The 13,683-nt window shown below is 42.1% G+C and carries 18 protein-coding genes; 6 read left to right on the plus strand and 12 right to left on the minus strand.

Annotated elements, in window-relative coordinates; genetic code table 11:
* The first annotated feature begins 48 nt into the window (after positions 1-48).
* The 6 genes from AB1401_09850 (at position 49) to rfaE2 (ending at position 5,307) form a co-directional block, all read left to right on the plus strand.
* On the plus strand, positions 49-633 hold the full coding sequence (locus AB1401_09850; GenBank protein ID MEW6615753.1) for a GspH/FimT family pseudopilin: 585 nt from the start codon (positions 49-51) through the stop codon (positions 631-633).
* A gap of 1 nt (position 634) precedes the next feature.
* Positions 635-1,114, plus strand: a complete 480-nt coding sequence (locus tag AB1401_09855) for a type II secretion system protein (GenBank protein ID MEW6615754.1) — start codon at positions 635-637, stop codon at positions 1,112-1,114.
* Positions 1,115-1,322: 208 nt separating this feature from the next.
* On the plus strand, positions 1,323-2,129 hold the full coding sequence (locus AB1401_09860) for a prepilin-type N-terminal cleavage/methylation domain-containing protein (GenBank protein ID MEW6615755.1): 807 nt from the start codon (positions 1,323-1,325) through the stop codon (positions 2,127-2,129).
* Positions 2,130-2,204: 75 nt separating this feature from the next.
* Positions 2,205-3,167: an HD domain-containing phosphohydrolase gene (locus tag AB1401_09865; GenBank protein MEW6615756.1), complete on the plus strand. Its 963-nt coding sequence runs from the start codon at positions 2,205-2,207 to the stop codon at positions 3,165-3,167.
* Positions 3,168-3,242: 75 nt separating this feature from the next.
* Complete coding sequence (locus AB1401_09870) at positions 3,243-4,796, plus strand: pilus assembly PilX N-terminal domain-containing protein (protein ID MEW6615757.1); 1,554 nt, start codon at positions 3,243-3,245, stop codon at positions 4,794-4,796.
* A 28-nt stretch (positions 4,797-4,824) separates the two neighbouring features.
* Positions 4,825-5,307 (plus strand): D-glycero-beta-D-manno-heptose 1-phosphate adenylyltransferase, encoded by a 483-nt coding sequence (gene rfaE2, locus AB1401_09875; protein MEW6615758.1) that lies wholly within the window; start codon positions 4,825-4,827, stop codon positions 5,305-5,307.
* Here the strand turns inward: rfaE2 and AB1401_09880 are convergent.
* The 12 genes from AB1401_09880 to AB1401_09935 form a co-directional block, all read right to left on the minus strand.
* Positions 5,298-5,675 carry a YraN family protein gene (locus AB1401_09880; GenBank protein MEW6615759.1) on the minus strand — a complete coding sequence of 126 codons (378 nt, stop codon included), beginning with the start codon at positions 5,673-5,675 and terminating at the stop codon, positions 5,298-5,300. The genes rfaE2 and AB1401_09880 overlap by 10 nt on opposite strands.
* Positions 5,668-6,324, minus strand: a complete 657-nt coding sequence (locus AB1401_09885; GenBank protein MEW6615760.1) for a ribonuclease HII — start codon at positions 6,322-6,324, stop codon at positions 5,668-5,670. Before AB1401_09885 ends, AB1401_09880 begins: the two co-directional genes overlap by 8 nt.
* Positions 6,324-6,674 carry a 50S ribosomal protein L19 gene (rplS, locus tag AB1401_09890; protein ID MEW6615761.1) on the minus strand — a complete coding sequence of 117 codons (351 nt, stop codon included), beginning with the start codon at positions 6,672-6,674 and terminating at the stop codon, positions 6,324-6,326. The genes AB1401_09885 and rplS overlap by 1 nt, the downstream gene beginning before the upstream one ends.
* Before the next feature lie 57 nt (positions 6,675-6,731).
* Positions 6,732-7,301: an RNA methyltransferase gene (locus AB1401_09895; protein MEW6615762.1), complete on the minus strand. Its 570-nt coding sequence runs from the start codon at positions 7,299-7,301 to the stop codon at positions 6,732-6,734.
* 2 nt (positions 7,302-7,303) lie between these two features.
* Positions 7,304-8,053, minus strand: a complete 750-nt coding sequence (gene trmD, locus AB1401_09900; GenBank protein MEW6615763.1) for a tRNA (guanosine(37)-N1)-methyltransferase TrmD — start codon at positions 8,051-8,053, stop codon at positions 7,304-7,306.
* On the minus strand, positions 8,040-8,585 hold the full coding sequence (gene rimM, locus AB1401_09905) for a ribosome maturation factor RimM (protein ID MEW6615764.1): 546 nt from the start codon (positions 8,583-8,585) through the stop codon (positions 8,040-8,042). The genes trmD and rimM overlap by 14 nt, the downstream gene beginning before the upstream one ends.
* Positions 8,578-8,808, minus strand: a complete 231-nt coding sequence (locus AB1401_09910; protein ID MEW6615765.1) for a KH domain-containing protein — start codon at positions 8,806-8,808, stop codon at positions 8,578-8,580. The genes rimM and AB1401_09910 overlap by 8 nt, the downstream gene beginning before the upstream one ends.
* Before the next feature lie 81 nt (positions 8,809-8,889).
* Positions 8,890-9,138: a 30S ribosomal protein S16 gene (gene rpsP, locus AB1401_09915; GenBank protein ID MEW6615766.1), complete on the minus strand. Its 249-nt coding sequence runs from the start codon at positions 9,136-9,138 to the stop codon at positions 8,890-8,892.
* A gap of 35 nt (positions 9,139-9,173) precedes the next feature.
* Positions 9,174-10,505 (minus strand): signal recognition particle protein, encoded by a 1,332-nt coding sequence (ffh, locus tag AB1401_09920; GenBank protein MEW6615767.1) that lies wholly within the window; start codon positions 10,503-10,505, stop codon positions 9,174-9,176.
* Between the two features lie 281 nt (positions 10,506-10,786).
* A complete protein-coding gene (locus AB1401_09925; GenBank protein MEW6615768.1) occupies positions 10,787-11,290 on the minus strand; it encodes a cyclic nucleotide-binding domain-containing protein in 504 nt (167 codons plus the stop codon).
* 35 nt (positions 11,291-11,325) lie between these two features.
* Positions 11,326-12,552 carry an ion channel gene (locus AB1401_09930; GenBank protein MEW6615769.1) on the minus strand — a complete coding sequence of 409 codons (1,227 nt, stop codon included), beginning with the start codon at positions 12,550-12,552 and terminating at the stop codon, positions 11,326-11,328.
* Between the two features lie 36 nt (positions 12,553-12,588).
* On the minus strand, positions 12,589-13,446 hold the full coding sequence (locus AB1401_09935; protein ID MEW6615770.1) for an SDR family oxidoreductase: 858 nt from the start codon (positions 13,444-13,446) through the stop codon (positions 12,589-12,591).
* Between the last annotated feature and the right edge of the window lie 237 nt (positions 13,447-13,683).

The following is a 13,683-nucleotide window of genomic DNA, read 5'->3' on the forward strand; positions in this document are numbered from 1 at the left end:
TAATACCAAAAATTTTCATCTTTCAGCATAAACTAATGAGGGGTTCTGATGCCTAAGAGATGGAGAGACGTGTCCGGTTTTACGATCATAGAGTTAATAGTAGTCGTCGGAATCGTTTGTGTAACCGCTGCTATTGCCATTCCTAATATAATAAGCTGGATTCCTACCATAAGAGTAAATTCAGCCGCCAGGGACCTGGTCTCTGAGATGCAGTTGGCTCGAATGAAGGCAGTTTCAGAGAGAAACGATTATGTGATTACATTTGATACGACCACCTATGAGTATAGTATTTATGATGATGGCGATAATGATTTCAGTACTGCAGGGGTTGAGACTTCTGAATTGGTAAAGACGGTAGATGTGGATACAAAGTACAAAGGCATACAATTTGGTTATGTAGCTGGTGAGACTGGAACCAGTGGTACTGCGATATCAAGTTCAATAACGTTTAGCAGCTCAAACGAGACTTTTGAACCGAACGGCACAGCAAACAAGAATGGAAGCATTTACCTGATCCCGACCGAAGACATTGCCGGCAGCAGAAGAGACAGACAGAGAGCCATTACTGTGATACAGACAGGCAGAATTAAACTATGGAAGTATGATTCAGGCAGCAGTCCGCCATGGAGGTAAAATGAGAAGCCAGAAGCCAGAAGCCAGAAGCCAGAAGGGCTTTACCCTGCTTGAGATATTGATAGCGATAACAATCCTATCTATAGGACTGCTCGCCCTGGCAGAGATGACGGTATATGTGATAAAGAGCAATACCTTTGGGAATAAAGTTACTGACGCAACGGTCCTGGCTCAGGACAAGCTGGAAGAGTTGAGAAACCTCTCGTATACTGATGCTCAACTCGATGATACTGACAGCAATACCGCTGACATCAGCACGGATATTCATTCAGATACCACCTTATTCACCAGTCCGGACCATAGCGATGGTTATCCCAATGATGCGACTGGTCAAACTGTAACCATAAGTCTATCCCCACAAAGGGTCTGGAATGTTGCATCAGATACCCCTGCTTCCGGGACGAAGACTGTGACGGTCATTGTTGGCTGGAATGATTCCATAAACCATTTTGTTGCTCTGTCCACCATAATAAGGCAGTAAATATGATTCAGACATTAGACCATAGACTTCAGATATTAGACTGAAGGGAAGAGAAGGAATTGGAATATTTAGATCCCAATAGATATGAAGAATTATTGACAAAAGCTCAAGGAGGTTTGAGAACACTACAAGGGCTAATTTCCTATATAGAAAAGTCTGGGGTCTAAAGTCTGAAGTCTATGGTCTGAATTATAGAGGGAGTGATGTAATGTTGTCTGTACGCAAGAAAGAGCTGGGCTTTACTTTGATAGAAATTATGATTGCCCTTGCAATAGCAGGCATTCTTCTGGTCTCAATATACAATCTGTATATTTCTCAAAGCACGACGTACACGGTGCAGGAACAGGTTTCGGATATGCAGCAGAATGCCAGGGTAGCTATGGATATTGTATCAAGGCACATCCGTATGGCAGGGCTTGGTCAGCCGAGCTGGACAACGATCAACGGTACTTCGGGCATCACTTACAAAGGCATAAGTGTTACAGACGGGGGCACAGGAAACCCGGATACCCTTACTGTCGTCGGATGCATTGATCCCCCGCCTGGCAAACTGGGATCTGCTGCTGCTGCAAGCAGTACCACCATTACCCTCCAGTCATCTGCTGAAGCAAGTAAATTTAATACCACAACCAAGAGCGACATCTTCATAGGAGAGCTTGAAAATGCCAAGGTGACCGGTATTTCAGGAGCCGTTTTAACCATTGATACAAACCCGATTCAGACTGGAAATCAGGGAACTACAAATGCATTTTCAGCTGGCGCCAATGTCTACCTGGTTAAGAGGGTGACATATACCATTGATAGTACAAGTGTAACCATAGAAAGGGACGAAAATACAGGAAGCGGCAATGAAGAGATTGCGGTAAATGTTGAGGATTTACAGGTGACTTTTACAACACCCACAGTAAATCTTTCCATAACCGCCAGGACAAGAAGTAAAGACCCTAATTACACCGGTGATGGCTACCACCGAATGACACTAACCTCGAATATAATAGCAAGAAACCTGGAGTAATAAGATAAGGACAAAAGGAGATTCAACTGAACCGATATAGTATAGCATTCTATTCAGAAGAGAAGTAGATGCAATATGGAAAAACTAAAAAGGTACATTTTAAATAACTTTGAACGGGTATTAATCCTTATTATACTGGTTGCCGTTTTATTCGTACACTACCTTGTCTTTCAGAAAATGGCTTTCCTGAACTTCTATTACCTCCCGGTTTTGCTCGCTGGTTTTTTCCTTGGCCGCAGAACTGCCGTCCTGTTCGCTTTATTTTGCATACTTTTAATGGGCATCTTTTACATAGCTGTTCCTCAGTTTTTCTCTCATGCCAGGGAGGATTTTGATATAATAATAAACCTCACAGTATGGGGTTCATTTCTCATGTTAACCAGCTACATTGTTGGCACCCTGTTCGAGGACAAGGAGCAAAGGATTAAGGATCTTAAAAATGCCTATATAGGTGTTTTGGAAATTCTCTCTAAATATCTGGAATCTACCGACCGTTACACTAAAGGACATTCTATAAGGGTTTCTAATATTGTTACAGAGATAGCTATTGTTATGGAGCTTTCCATGGCTGAGGTTGAAAATATCAAGGCTGCTGCCCTTCTGCATGATATCGGAAAGGTTGACATCAGTATGGACCTGATTCGAAAGGCTGCCTCTCTGGATAGAGAGGAGAAACAGGAGGTTGAAACCCATTCAGAAAAAGGGGCAAAGATTTTGAACAGCGTGGGGAATGTTCTCAAGGAAGCCGTTCCTATAGTACTAATCCATCACAGATGGTATAAAGATATTTACAGTGATGGTGAGCGTTCGCTGACGGGTGAAGCTAAATTAGGGGCGTGCATTGTAGCTGTAGCTGATGCATATGATGCTATTACTTCTGACAGGTCTTACCGTGCAGGAAAGACTCCTGGACAGGCACTTGAGGAGATTGAAAACGGATCAGGAAAACAATTTCACCCTGAGGTAGTAAAGGCTTTTAGAAGGGTTCTTGCTGTTAAAGTTGATGATTTCGAAGATAACATCATTTCAATGAAATAAATCAAGGATCTCTACTTCTGAGTTAAATGGATGAGTAGACTATAACCAGTATAAGAAGAGTAGGAGGTCATAATAATGGATAGAATTCCAATGTTGTTGAAAGACGAAAAGGGGATAGCGCTGGTTGTAGCCCTTTTGTTTTTGACGCTCTTATCACTACTCGGGATTGCAGGAATCATCACATCTAGTACAGATACAAAGATAGCAGGCAACACCCTTTCCAGCACAAAGGCACTTTATATTGCTGAAGCCGGGCTGACAAGAGCCGAGGCAGAGCTTATCAATGATCTGAGTACGGACCAGAATATCGCCAACTCCAGTTTTGCAGCAACATCAGGCACCATAACCATAACACCCAGTTCCACTGCTTTTTATAATGTACTCAGCAACATTTCATTCGGCGCAGGCTCCTATACTATCCAGTTTAAAAACTACGGAACTACGCCCAATTACGAATCCGCAATTGTCCTTGTCAGATCCATCGGAACAGGTCCAAACTCATCTACAGTGACATTGGAAAGATACCTTTCGGCTGAGAACATCTCGCCCTGGAATAATGCAATCTTTGCCGGGGGAGGCGGCGGCAGTGCTCCTGTTACAGGAAGTGTTGTAATCGCCGGCTCCATTCACTTACTGGGCAACGGTCTCGCTGCTACTGCTACGGTTTTCAACAACCAGACAGGCTACTGCCGAAACAGCAATACAGGTATGGATACAACACTCGCAGGCAAGATTGCCGGCGGCACCACCTCTGATCTGGATGCAAAATTCAGGGTTAAGAACGGGCGGGTCGACATGACCCTAGGAAGTGGGACGATAGGGGAATCGTCAAGTCCGTTTAAAGGGATATACGTAACAACCGGGGCAGATTCAGGCGGTGACGGTGTGAATGACGATATACTCGGCGGAAATAATGCAGGGGCAGGTCAGAACCTCTATGCTGACAAAGGTGTGAATTATGCAGAGGCATATGACCTGGAAGATTATAATATAACATTGCCGAGCATTGACACGACCTGGATGGATGCCAACTCAAAAAACTTAACAGGTACAACACAAAGTGACGGTGCACCTACACCAAAAGGTCTGATAGCCGGTGCGCTGGAGTTGACAGGGAAGTACAAGGTGGGGCCGACATGGTATTATCCTGATATCAATCAAAGTGATGCGAATGGCTCCATATCTTTTAATTCATCGACAAAGGTACTTACTATAAGCGGGATAGTCAAGGTATCATCCCTGAACATAAGTGACGATATAACATATGCCGGAAAAGGGACTATATACGTGACAGGGACGACCAATATCGATGGTCATGTCCTGCCTGAAACAGCAGCATCCTATCCAACCACAAATGCTCTTGGTGTTGTGAGTACAGGGAATATGACTCTGCCCTCAAGTGCTAACAAGCTGTTAACAGGAGCTTACTACAGTTCTGGTACAGTTACCAGCAACAAACAGAACGAACTGGCTGGCACGATTGTCTGTCAAAATTTTAATATAACTGCCCAGGTCCCCAGGCTATGGCAAGTCCCCTCATTAGCATCGAACCTCCCTCCGGGAATGCCCGGTGCCACTCAGAACTGGGTTCTTACTAAAAAGACATGGCGGGAGATAACCAGGGATTAGCAAATATTTGTACAGGCAGGTCGTTCATTTGAAAAAAAAGATTAAAGGCAAAGAGGACCTGAAGAAAGTTGTAGAGAGGGTAAAAAAAGAGGGTAAAAGGATCGTTTTTACGAACGGGTGTTTTGATTTGATTCATGTAGGCCACACCAGATACCTTGAAGAGGCTAAAAAACTCGGAGATATTTTGATAGTGGCTGTAAACAGTGATCAGTCTGTGAGGACTATAAAGGGGAATAAAAGACCCATCATCCCTGAAGAAGAACGGGCAGAGGTTCTATCTGCATTGCAATGTGTGGATTTTGTTGTAATATTTCATGAGCCGGATCCCTTAAATATAATCTCTCTTCTGGAACCCGATGTCCTTGTCAAAGGCGGAGACTGGGGAAAAGATGCCATAATCGGCAGAGAGGTCGTTGAATCTGCTGGAGGGAAAGTCGTTCGCATACCTGAAATAAAAGGGGCTTCTACCAGCAGTATTATAGATAAGATCGTGAGTCGTACTTACGAGTAACGGGAGCTAAGCTCAAAGGCGTTCTTTATCAACTCTACCTTCTCTCCCTCTTCAGAAATCTGAACTGCCACCACATCAAACCGGGCATCCATATTCTGCAGGTCATTTTTGTTTATATAGTTCAAAGCCACCTTGGAAATTTGGTGTTGTTTTCTTTTATTTACTACCTGGCCGGGATGACCATACTCCAGTGATGATCTGGTCTTCACCTCGATAAAAGCAAGAGTCTTTTTGTCTTTTGCTATAATATCCACCTCTCCAAACTTACACGTATAGTTTTGCTCAATAATCTTATATTTCAACCCCTTCAAGTGTGAAACGGCGATTTCTTCTCCCCTTTTACCTAAGGAGACCCTTTCTTCAGTCATTGTCTACCCATTCACGATTTACGACTTCCGATTCACGAGTTAAATACTCTTTTACACCTTTAAATGTTCTTCTGTGGATTTCACAGCACCCGGATCTTTTAATTGCCTGCCTATGTTCTTCTGTCCCGTAACCTTTGTTCCTGGCAAAATTGTACTGAGGATATATGCTGTGGTATTCAACCATTATTCTGTCTCTGGTAACCTTGGCAATTATGGATGCGGCAGCAATGGAAGGACTAATTGTATCACCTTTTTTTATGACTGATTGGGGAATCTGGGTGGGAATAAAATGAATACCATCGACCAGGATATAGTCGACTTGATAATTTAAGGCAGCTACGGCTGATTGCATTGCCTTTAGGCTAGCTTGAAGGATATTGATTCTTTCAATCTCTCTTTGACCTACAATACCAACGCTTACTGCTTCAGCATGTTTATAGATTTCACTAAACAATATTTCTCTTCTATTGGCGGATAGCTTCTTAGAATCTGCAATACCTTGTATAGTATGGTTCTCAGGAAGGATAACAGCAGCAGCAACTACAGGCCCTGCCAGGGGCCCCCTACCTGCCTCATCGACTCCGGCTACGAATTGATATCCCATTGCATAGATTTCTCTCTCCGGTTCAACATGAGAGATGGATATCATTATGAAATTCTCCGTTCTTTGATACGGGCAGCCTTGCCCCTCAGTTTTCTAAGATAGTAGAGCTTAGCCCTTCTGACACGTCCTTTGCGAACAACCTCTATCTTGGCAATTCTAGGCGAATGGAGGGGAAAAATTCTTTCTACCCCAACACCGTAAGAGACCTTTCTCACAGTAAAACTTGCCCTGCTTCCTCCTCCCTTTCTACCTATCACGACCCCTTCAAAGACCTGTATCCTTTGCTTGTCTCCTTCTATAATCTTAGAATGGACTTTAACGGTGTCTCCAGGTTGAAAGTCTGGTATATCAATGTTTATGTGTTCTTTCTCAATAAGGTCTATAGTACCATTCATAATTGCTTCTTCTCCCTTTTATTCGATCTACTTTCGACTCACGATTTACGATTTTCTCTATCTCATTCCTAAAAGTCTATCCAGGATTATAGCTGCTGCTGACCTGACCGATAAATGATAGTAGTTAGTATCGCCTCGAATAGGTGCCAGGACATAGTCTGAATTCCTAATAACCTCCTCAGTTATCCCCCACCCGGTTCCCAATAATAAAAGATACGGCTGAGAATCTTCCTCAATCAGTTTCTTTAGATTTAGATAATCGATACTCCTTTCTAAATGCTTGGCATCGGTAATTATCGTTTTTGGCTTAAACCCTCGATGACTATAGATATCTTCACAGACATCCTCCAGGGAATTGGCTATTGCAACCAATTCCAGGGCTTCTTTTCTTTTTGGATTATAGTCAGCACCAGGACCTGTCAGCCAGTGAGAAAGAATTCTTCTTGCCAGTATCTGTTGTTTTCTGAACGGGGTTACCAAATAGTATTTGACTATTCCAAAAGTAATAGCTGCTCTTGCAATATCATGAATATCCAGATTGGTCAATGCCGTAGAAACAACCCTTTTGTTTTTGTCATAAACAGGATAGTGCAGCAAGGCTAAATAGAGATTTGCCCTTTTTGTTATTTTTACCACCTCTTACCTGAATCCAATTCTTCTTTTATCTCTGATAGTATCCTTAAATCTTCATCAGACAGGTCTGCCTCTTCTAATAGATCCGGCCTCCTTTCAAGTGTCCTTTTAAGGGACTGAGCGTGCCGCCATTTGTTGATTTCCTGATGGTTGCCAGAAAGGAGTACCTCCGGGACATTCAACCCCTTGTATTTCCTTGGGCGAGTATATTGTGGATATTCCAATAACCAGTTGAAAAAGGACTCATCCTCTGCTGACTTTGGATTTCCCAGAACTCCAGGGATTAATCTTGCAACGGCATCTAGCAATACCATGGCTGCAAGCTCTCCACCAGAAAGGATATAGTCACCAATTGAGATCTCCTCATCAACATACTCTCTTACCCTCTCGTCTATCCCCTCATATTTACCACAAATAATGATCAGGCAAGAGAGCTTTGACAACCTTACAGCGTATCTTTGGTCAAACCTCTTTCCCTGAGGGGTTAACAGGATAACCTTTGATTCTCCAATGCGAGGTCTCACCTTTTCAACAGCCATAATGATGGGCTCTGGTTTTATCACCATTCCCCGCCCACCACCATAAGGATAGTCATCAGCAGTATGGTGTTTGTCTGATGTAAAATCACGGATATCATGAACCTTTATCTTAATTAATTTTTCTTCTTGTGCCCGTTTTAATAAGCTTTCATTTAGCGGTGAAGAGAACATATTTGGAAATAAGGTAAGGATATCAAATCTCACCATCTTCAAAGAGCCCCTCTAACGGATGGATAATCATTATCTTTTTTATAACATCTATATTGGTAACCACCTCAGCAATTGCCGGAATCAAGTATTCTTTTTTCTTATTGCGAATAACATAGACGTCATTGCTTCCCGTCTGAAGGATCCTTTCTATCTTTCCCAGAAAGGTACCTTCGTCAGTAAATACATTTAACCCAATTATTTCAAACCAATAATACTCATCTTCAGAAAGGGGATTTAGCTTGCTTTTCTCAATAAAGATAGAGGTTCCTACCAGTTTTTCAGCTTCATTAATGGAGGATATACCATCAAATTTCAGAAGGATAATTTTTTTGTGGAATTCAACATTAGTAATTTCGTATTTTTTAAAGCCCTCTTTTTCATCTTTTATATAAAAAAACTTTTGCGAGGTGAAGATCTCCGGGGATTCGGCATATGAATTTACCCGTAACTTGCCCTGAATTCCATGAGTATTGACGATCTTTCCTATAACTAACAGCCCATTTTCCATTGCAAAGAAAAAGTCACTCAATGATCTCCAGCACAGACCTCTTCCTGATCTTTGTTGAAGCAGCAGATAAGATGGTCCTCATTGCCCTGGCAGTTCTTCCCTGTTTTCCAATAACTTTCCCCAGATCCTCTTTTGCCACCCTCAGCTCTATAACCGAGGTTCTTTCTCCCTGGACCTCTGAAACCACTACTTCATCAGGGTTGTCCACCAACGATTTAGCAATGTACTCAATCAAACCTTTCATCTTTAGTAACCTCCACCTTTCAAATTGTTAAAGAGAGCCTTCTTGCCAGTAGCCTAACCATTGAGCAAATAGAGACTTAAATCAATCAGTAAGTATACCCTTTTTCTTTAAAATACTTTTGACCGTCTGTGTCGGCTGAGCACCTCTTCGAATCCATCCCTTTATCTTTTCTTCCTCAAGTTTAACTTCGGCAGGATTCGGATGAGGGTTGTAAGTACCAACAACCTCAATATAATTGCTGTCTCTTGGCGAAGTGGATTCAGCAATTACTATCCGATAAAAAGGCCATTTTTTAGCACCCATCCTTGCCAGTCTTATCTTCACAGGCATATCTTTACCTCCTAAAAAGTTAACCCTTATAGCAGTTAAAAGGGCAGCATCCCCCTTTTAAACCCCTTCATGCCACTTGTATTAAGTTTCTTAATCATATTACGTACCTGAACATAATTCTTAATCAATTTATTTACATCCTGAACACTGGTACCACTGCCCTTAGCGATTCTCTTGCGACGACTTCCATTTAATATGGTATGATTTAATCTTTCCTTTTTGGTCATCGAATTTATAATAGCTTCTATCTTTACCAGTTCCCCTTCATCAGGCTGTAATCCTTTAATACCCTTAATCTTATTAACTCCTGGGATCATCCCCAGGATTTGATCCAGTGAACCCATCCTTTTTATCTGTTGAATCTGTTCTTTAAAGTCTCCTAAAGTAAACGCGTTCTTTCTTATCTTCTTTTCGAGTTCCCTTGCCTTCTTATCATCAAAAGTCGCCTGGGCTTTTTCAATAAGGGATAAAACATCTCCCATCCCCAAAATACGAGAAGCCATTCTGTCGGGATAAAAAACCTCTAAGGCATCAAGCCGTTCCCCAGTACCCACAAACTTTATGGGTTTGTTGGTAACTGCCTTGATAGACAGGGCTGCCCCACCTCTTGCATCACCATCCATCTTGGTAAGGATAACTCCGTTAATACCAAGCACTTCATTGAATTTACTTGCTATGTTAACCGCATCCTGACCAGTCATGGCATCTGCCACCAGTAGAATCTCTTTGGGCAAAACCCGTTCCTTTATCCTCTGGAGTTCCTGCATTAATCCTTCATCTATGTGTAACCTCCCGGCAGTATCAATAAGGACAATATCATGCCCATTAATATTTGGAGACCTTAAGGCATTCGTGCAGATGGTTAATGGATCTTCACCCGGTCCGGGATTATACACATCAATCTCTAACTCTTGCCCTAGTTTCTTCAACTGGTCTATCGCTGCCGGACGGTAAACATCAGCCGGAACAAGATAAGGATCACGTTTCTTCTCTTTCAAGAATCTGGCTACCTTACCAACTGTTGTTGTCTTACCAGACCCCTGCAACCCGACAAACATTATAGATACCGGAGACTTCCCCGACAGGTTCAGTTGAGAATTCTCCCCGCCTAAAAGAGAGGTAAGCTCTTCGTTAACAATCTTTATTACCTGCTGAGCAGGAGTGAAGCTGGTCAGAACTTCCTGTCCTAATGCCTTGATCCTAATGGCTTCAATAAAGTCCTTGACAACCCTGAAATTAACATCTGCCTCGAGGAGGACAAGACGAATCTCTCTCAGAACATCCCTGATGTTCTGTTCAGTAAGCTTACCATGTCCCCTGAGTTTTTTGAATACTGCATTTAACTTTTCTGTTAAACTCTCGAACACAGGCTCCCCTTTTAAACAGAAACTCCCATGCCTCAAAGAGAGACAAAGGACAAGGAAAATGTCTTTGCGAGGAGTTCGCCATAGGCGAGCAGCCCCTACAACAGTACACTTAAGTATGCTGTTGTAAAGGATGAGATTGCTTCGCCCGCCTCTGGCGGGCTCGCAATGACAGGAATAGGTGCATTTTCAAGAGAAAATTTGAATTCGCAATTCAATGTAAATGGGTAAATCTAAATAATTTTTGGTGATTTGTCAAGGAAAAAACTGACAATATAAATTGTTCACCTACTTAACGCTATACTCAGAGCTGTAGTTAACTTGATGGTGTCCTCATCCGCCTTTCTCAGTCGGGTGCAAACCAATTGGGCAATATTCTTCACAATCTTAAAACCCATTCTTGGGTCTTTATCTGCCAGTTTTTGAAAATCTTCCTTTTTTATTTCACAAAGGGTACAATTACTAATCGCAATAACGGAGGCAGTTCGGACATTCTCCTCCAGTAGCCCCACTTCACCAAATATTATGTGGTCACCGGCACTCAACCGTGTCAGTATCTTTTCTTTTTCTTCAAAACCTTGCCCGTCGATTTTCATGGTCAACGTCTTGGACACTTCAACTGATCCATCCATTATGATGTACATACTATCACCTACATCCCCTTCCTGAATGATTACTGACCCCTCAGGAACATTAATCTCCTTCATTATCCCTATAATTTTTTCAATCTCTTCTGTAGTTAAGTCAGCAAAGACAGAAATCTCTTTCAAAAAAGCAACGTTGTCCATAGTTTCTCCAGTAAGCTTTGACTTTTACGAGTCCATCAGATGTTAACCACTGAACGTTTTCCTTTTCTAAATCTTTTGCTGCTAATAATTATAGCAAAATCGTTTTTTGTTATAATGTAATCATCCTCTGGGTTTATATTAACCTCAATCTCTTCTTTATCAGAGAAATAGTCCTTGTCAGACTCTTCAAATTTTTTCTTTATAAACATATCGATAGCCGAGACATCGTCAGACAAAATATCATCTAACTGCAACCCCTTTTTTTCAGTTAATATACCAATAAGAACTGAATTGTGCCTCTCTCTTAGAAATTGCACCAACTCTCCATATTTTTTTCCAACAAACCTATCTGGTATTTCAATTTTTTCCAGTCTATGCTCCTCATCATATGATAACAGGCTGGAAATCACTTTGGATAACCCTGGGTGTACTGTAGCACTGGCTAATAGTTCTCCTATATGTTCGTCCCTTACGATAATTTCGTCTACATTTGCCCTCTTTAAATGCTGTTTGTTCTCTATGCTCAATAGCTCTGCACAGGTTCTGACATTTGGGGCTATCGTCTTTATGGCAAGGGTCCCCAGAGCTGTCCGTTCATCAGCTTTCTGTAAAGCGTGATCTCCGGACGTATCGGCAAGGACTATGGCATACTTGGCCTTTTTTATGTTGGCACGGTTCAATACATCTTCATGAATAAAATTACCTCTAATAAACTTAAAATTATATCTTTCATACTTAGACCTCAGAGAATCTATCTCATCTACAGAGAGTTCGTTTACGATTACAATGGTGTTCTTCTTTGTATGGTCATCCAGTGTAAACACTTTAATTGCCTTTTCAGCGTTTGAATTCCAGCCACAGATGACAATGTGATCCTTATCTTTAATTTGTTCCAACCCTCTTCCCTCCTTGATCTTTTGCTGAACAAATAACGAGGCTATGGTAGCGGTTACAATGGAAAGCAACCCAATCCCTGAAAACATTAGTACCAGACCAACCAGTTTTCCAGCTAATGTGCTGGGCACTTTGTCTCCATATCCTACTGTTGTAACCGTAACTACTGCCCACCAAAATGCATCTCCGACAGTCCTGATAGAAGCATGTATCGCCTTATGCTCAAAGTAATAGATGCCGACAGAACAGAGAGACAAAACCAAAAAGGTTAAGCCCATCACCTTAAACAGGTGCTCCCTCCTGATAGTGAGAAATATTTTATTCAAGAAACCTAATGCATTATCTAGAAAACGATATATTTTTTGCATAAGAGGTTTTATAGACTATTACTTTGCAATCGTAATTTATACTTTCAGGCACATTAGCCCAGTCTTTTCAGTCATAAAACGGTCAAATCCGTCATCGTCAAGCTTGAAACGTTGCCCCAGAAACTCCTCCACTATGGGGCCTCCGGAATATACTGCTTTCGGAGCATCAGAGAGAACAGCTTCCAAAATGAGGTCGGCAATCAAATCCGGTCCTGGAATAGAAATGCTGGCAAATACCTTCCCCAAACTGGCACCGGAAGCCTGGTAAACTGGCTTATAATCAGAGGCGGTTCTGGAGAGAAGGTCACCGGTCATTTGATTGGCCACCTCATTAAATTCTGTGGCTATTGCACCAGGTCGAATTGCAACTACTCTTATTCCAAAAGGACGTACCTCCATACGCAGCGCATCAGTAACAGCCTCTAAAGCATGTTTTGTAGAGGCATAAACCCCGCCCAGGGGAAAGGTGAATTTCCCGGCTATGGAGCTGAGATTGACAATGGTCCCTTTCCTGAACTGGCGCATGCCCGGCAAACACGCCTGGGTAATCCGTATCATAGCAAAGAGATTTACCTCAAAAATACGCCTGACGGCCTCTATGGAGACATCCTCCAGGGCTCCTCGTACACTGTATCCGGCGTTGTTAATGAGAACAGAGACAGGCTCCTGCAGACTTGAAATCTCACGGCAGAATCTTTCAATTTCCTCGGGATCTGACAGGTCTATCTGTCGTGGAATAATGCCCTGAACCTTATCTGCTAGTTCAGCAAGACGATCTCTACGCCTGGCTGCTGCAATTACTTTAAAACCTTTCCCTGCTAGTTTTATAGCTGTTTCTCTTCCTATCCCACTGCTTGCCCCTGTTACTAGAGCTGTTTGTCCTTTTTCTCCCATTTTAACCTCCCAGTCAAGACATTATCCCTTCCCAGCGTCTTTTCTTTGCAATTATACCTTCTATCTAAAAATAAATATATCATAAAAATAATAAAGCCTCTACAATAAATGGTAGTGCCTCACTTTGAAAAAAAATAATTCTTGCCATGCTTGAGCGGTTATGTTATGCTGTAGGCATGGATAAACAAAAGAAAAGACAAGATATAAATGAATTAGCTTTTAATGTAGTCCAGCAAG

Source organism: Thermodesulfobacteriota bacterium (assembly GCA_040757775.1).
In the GTDB taxonomy this organism is placed as follows: Bacteria; Desulfobacterota; UBA8473; order UBA8473; family UBA8473; genus UBA8473.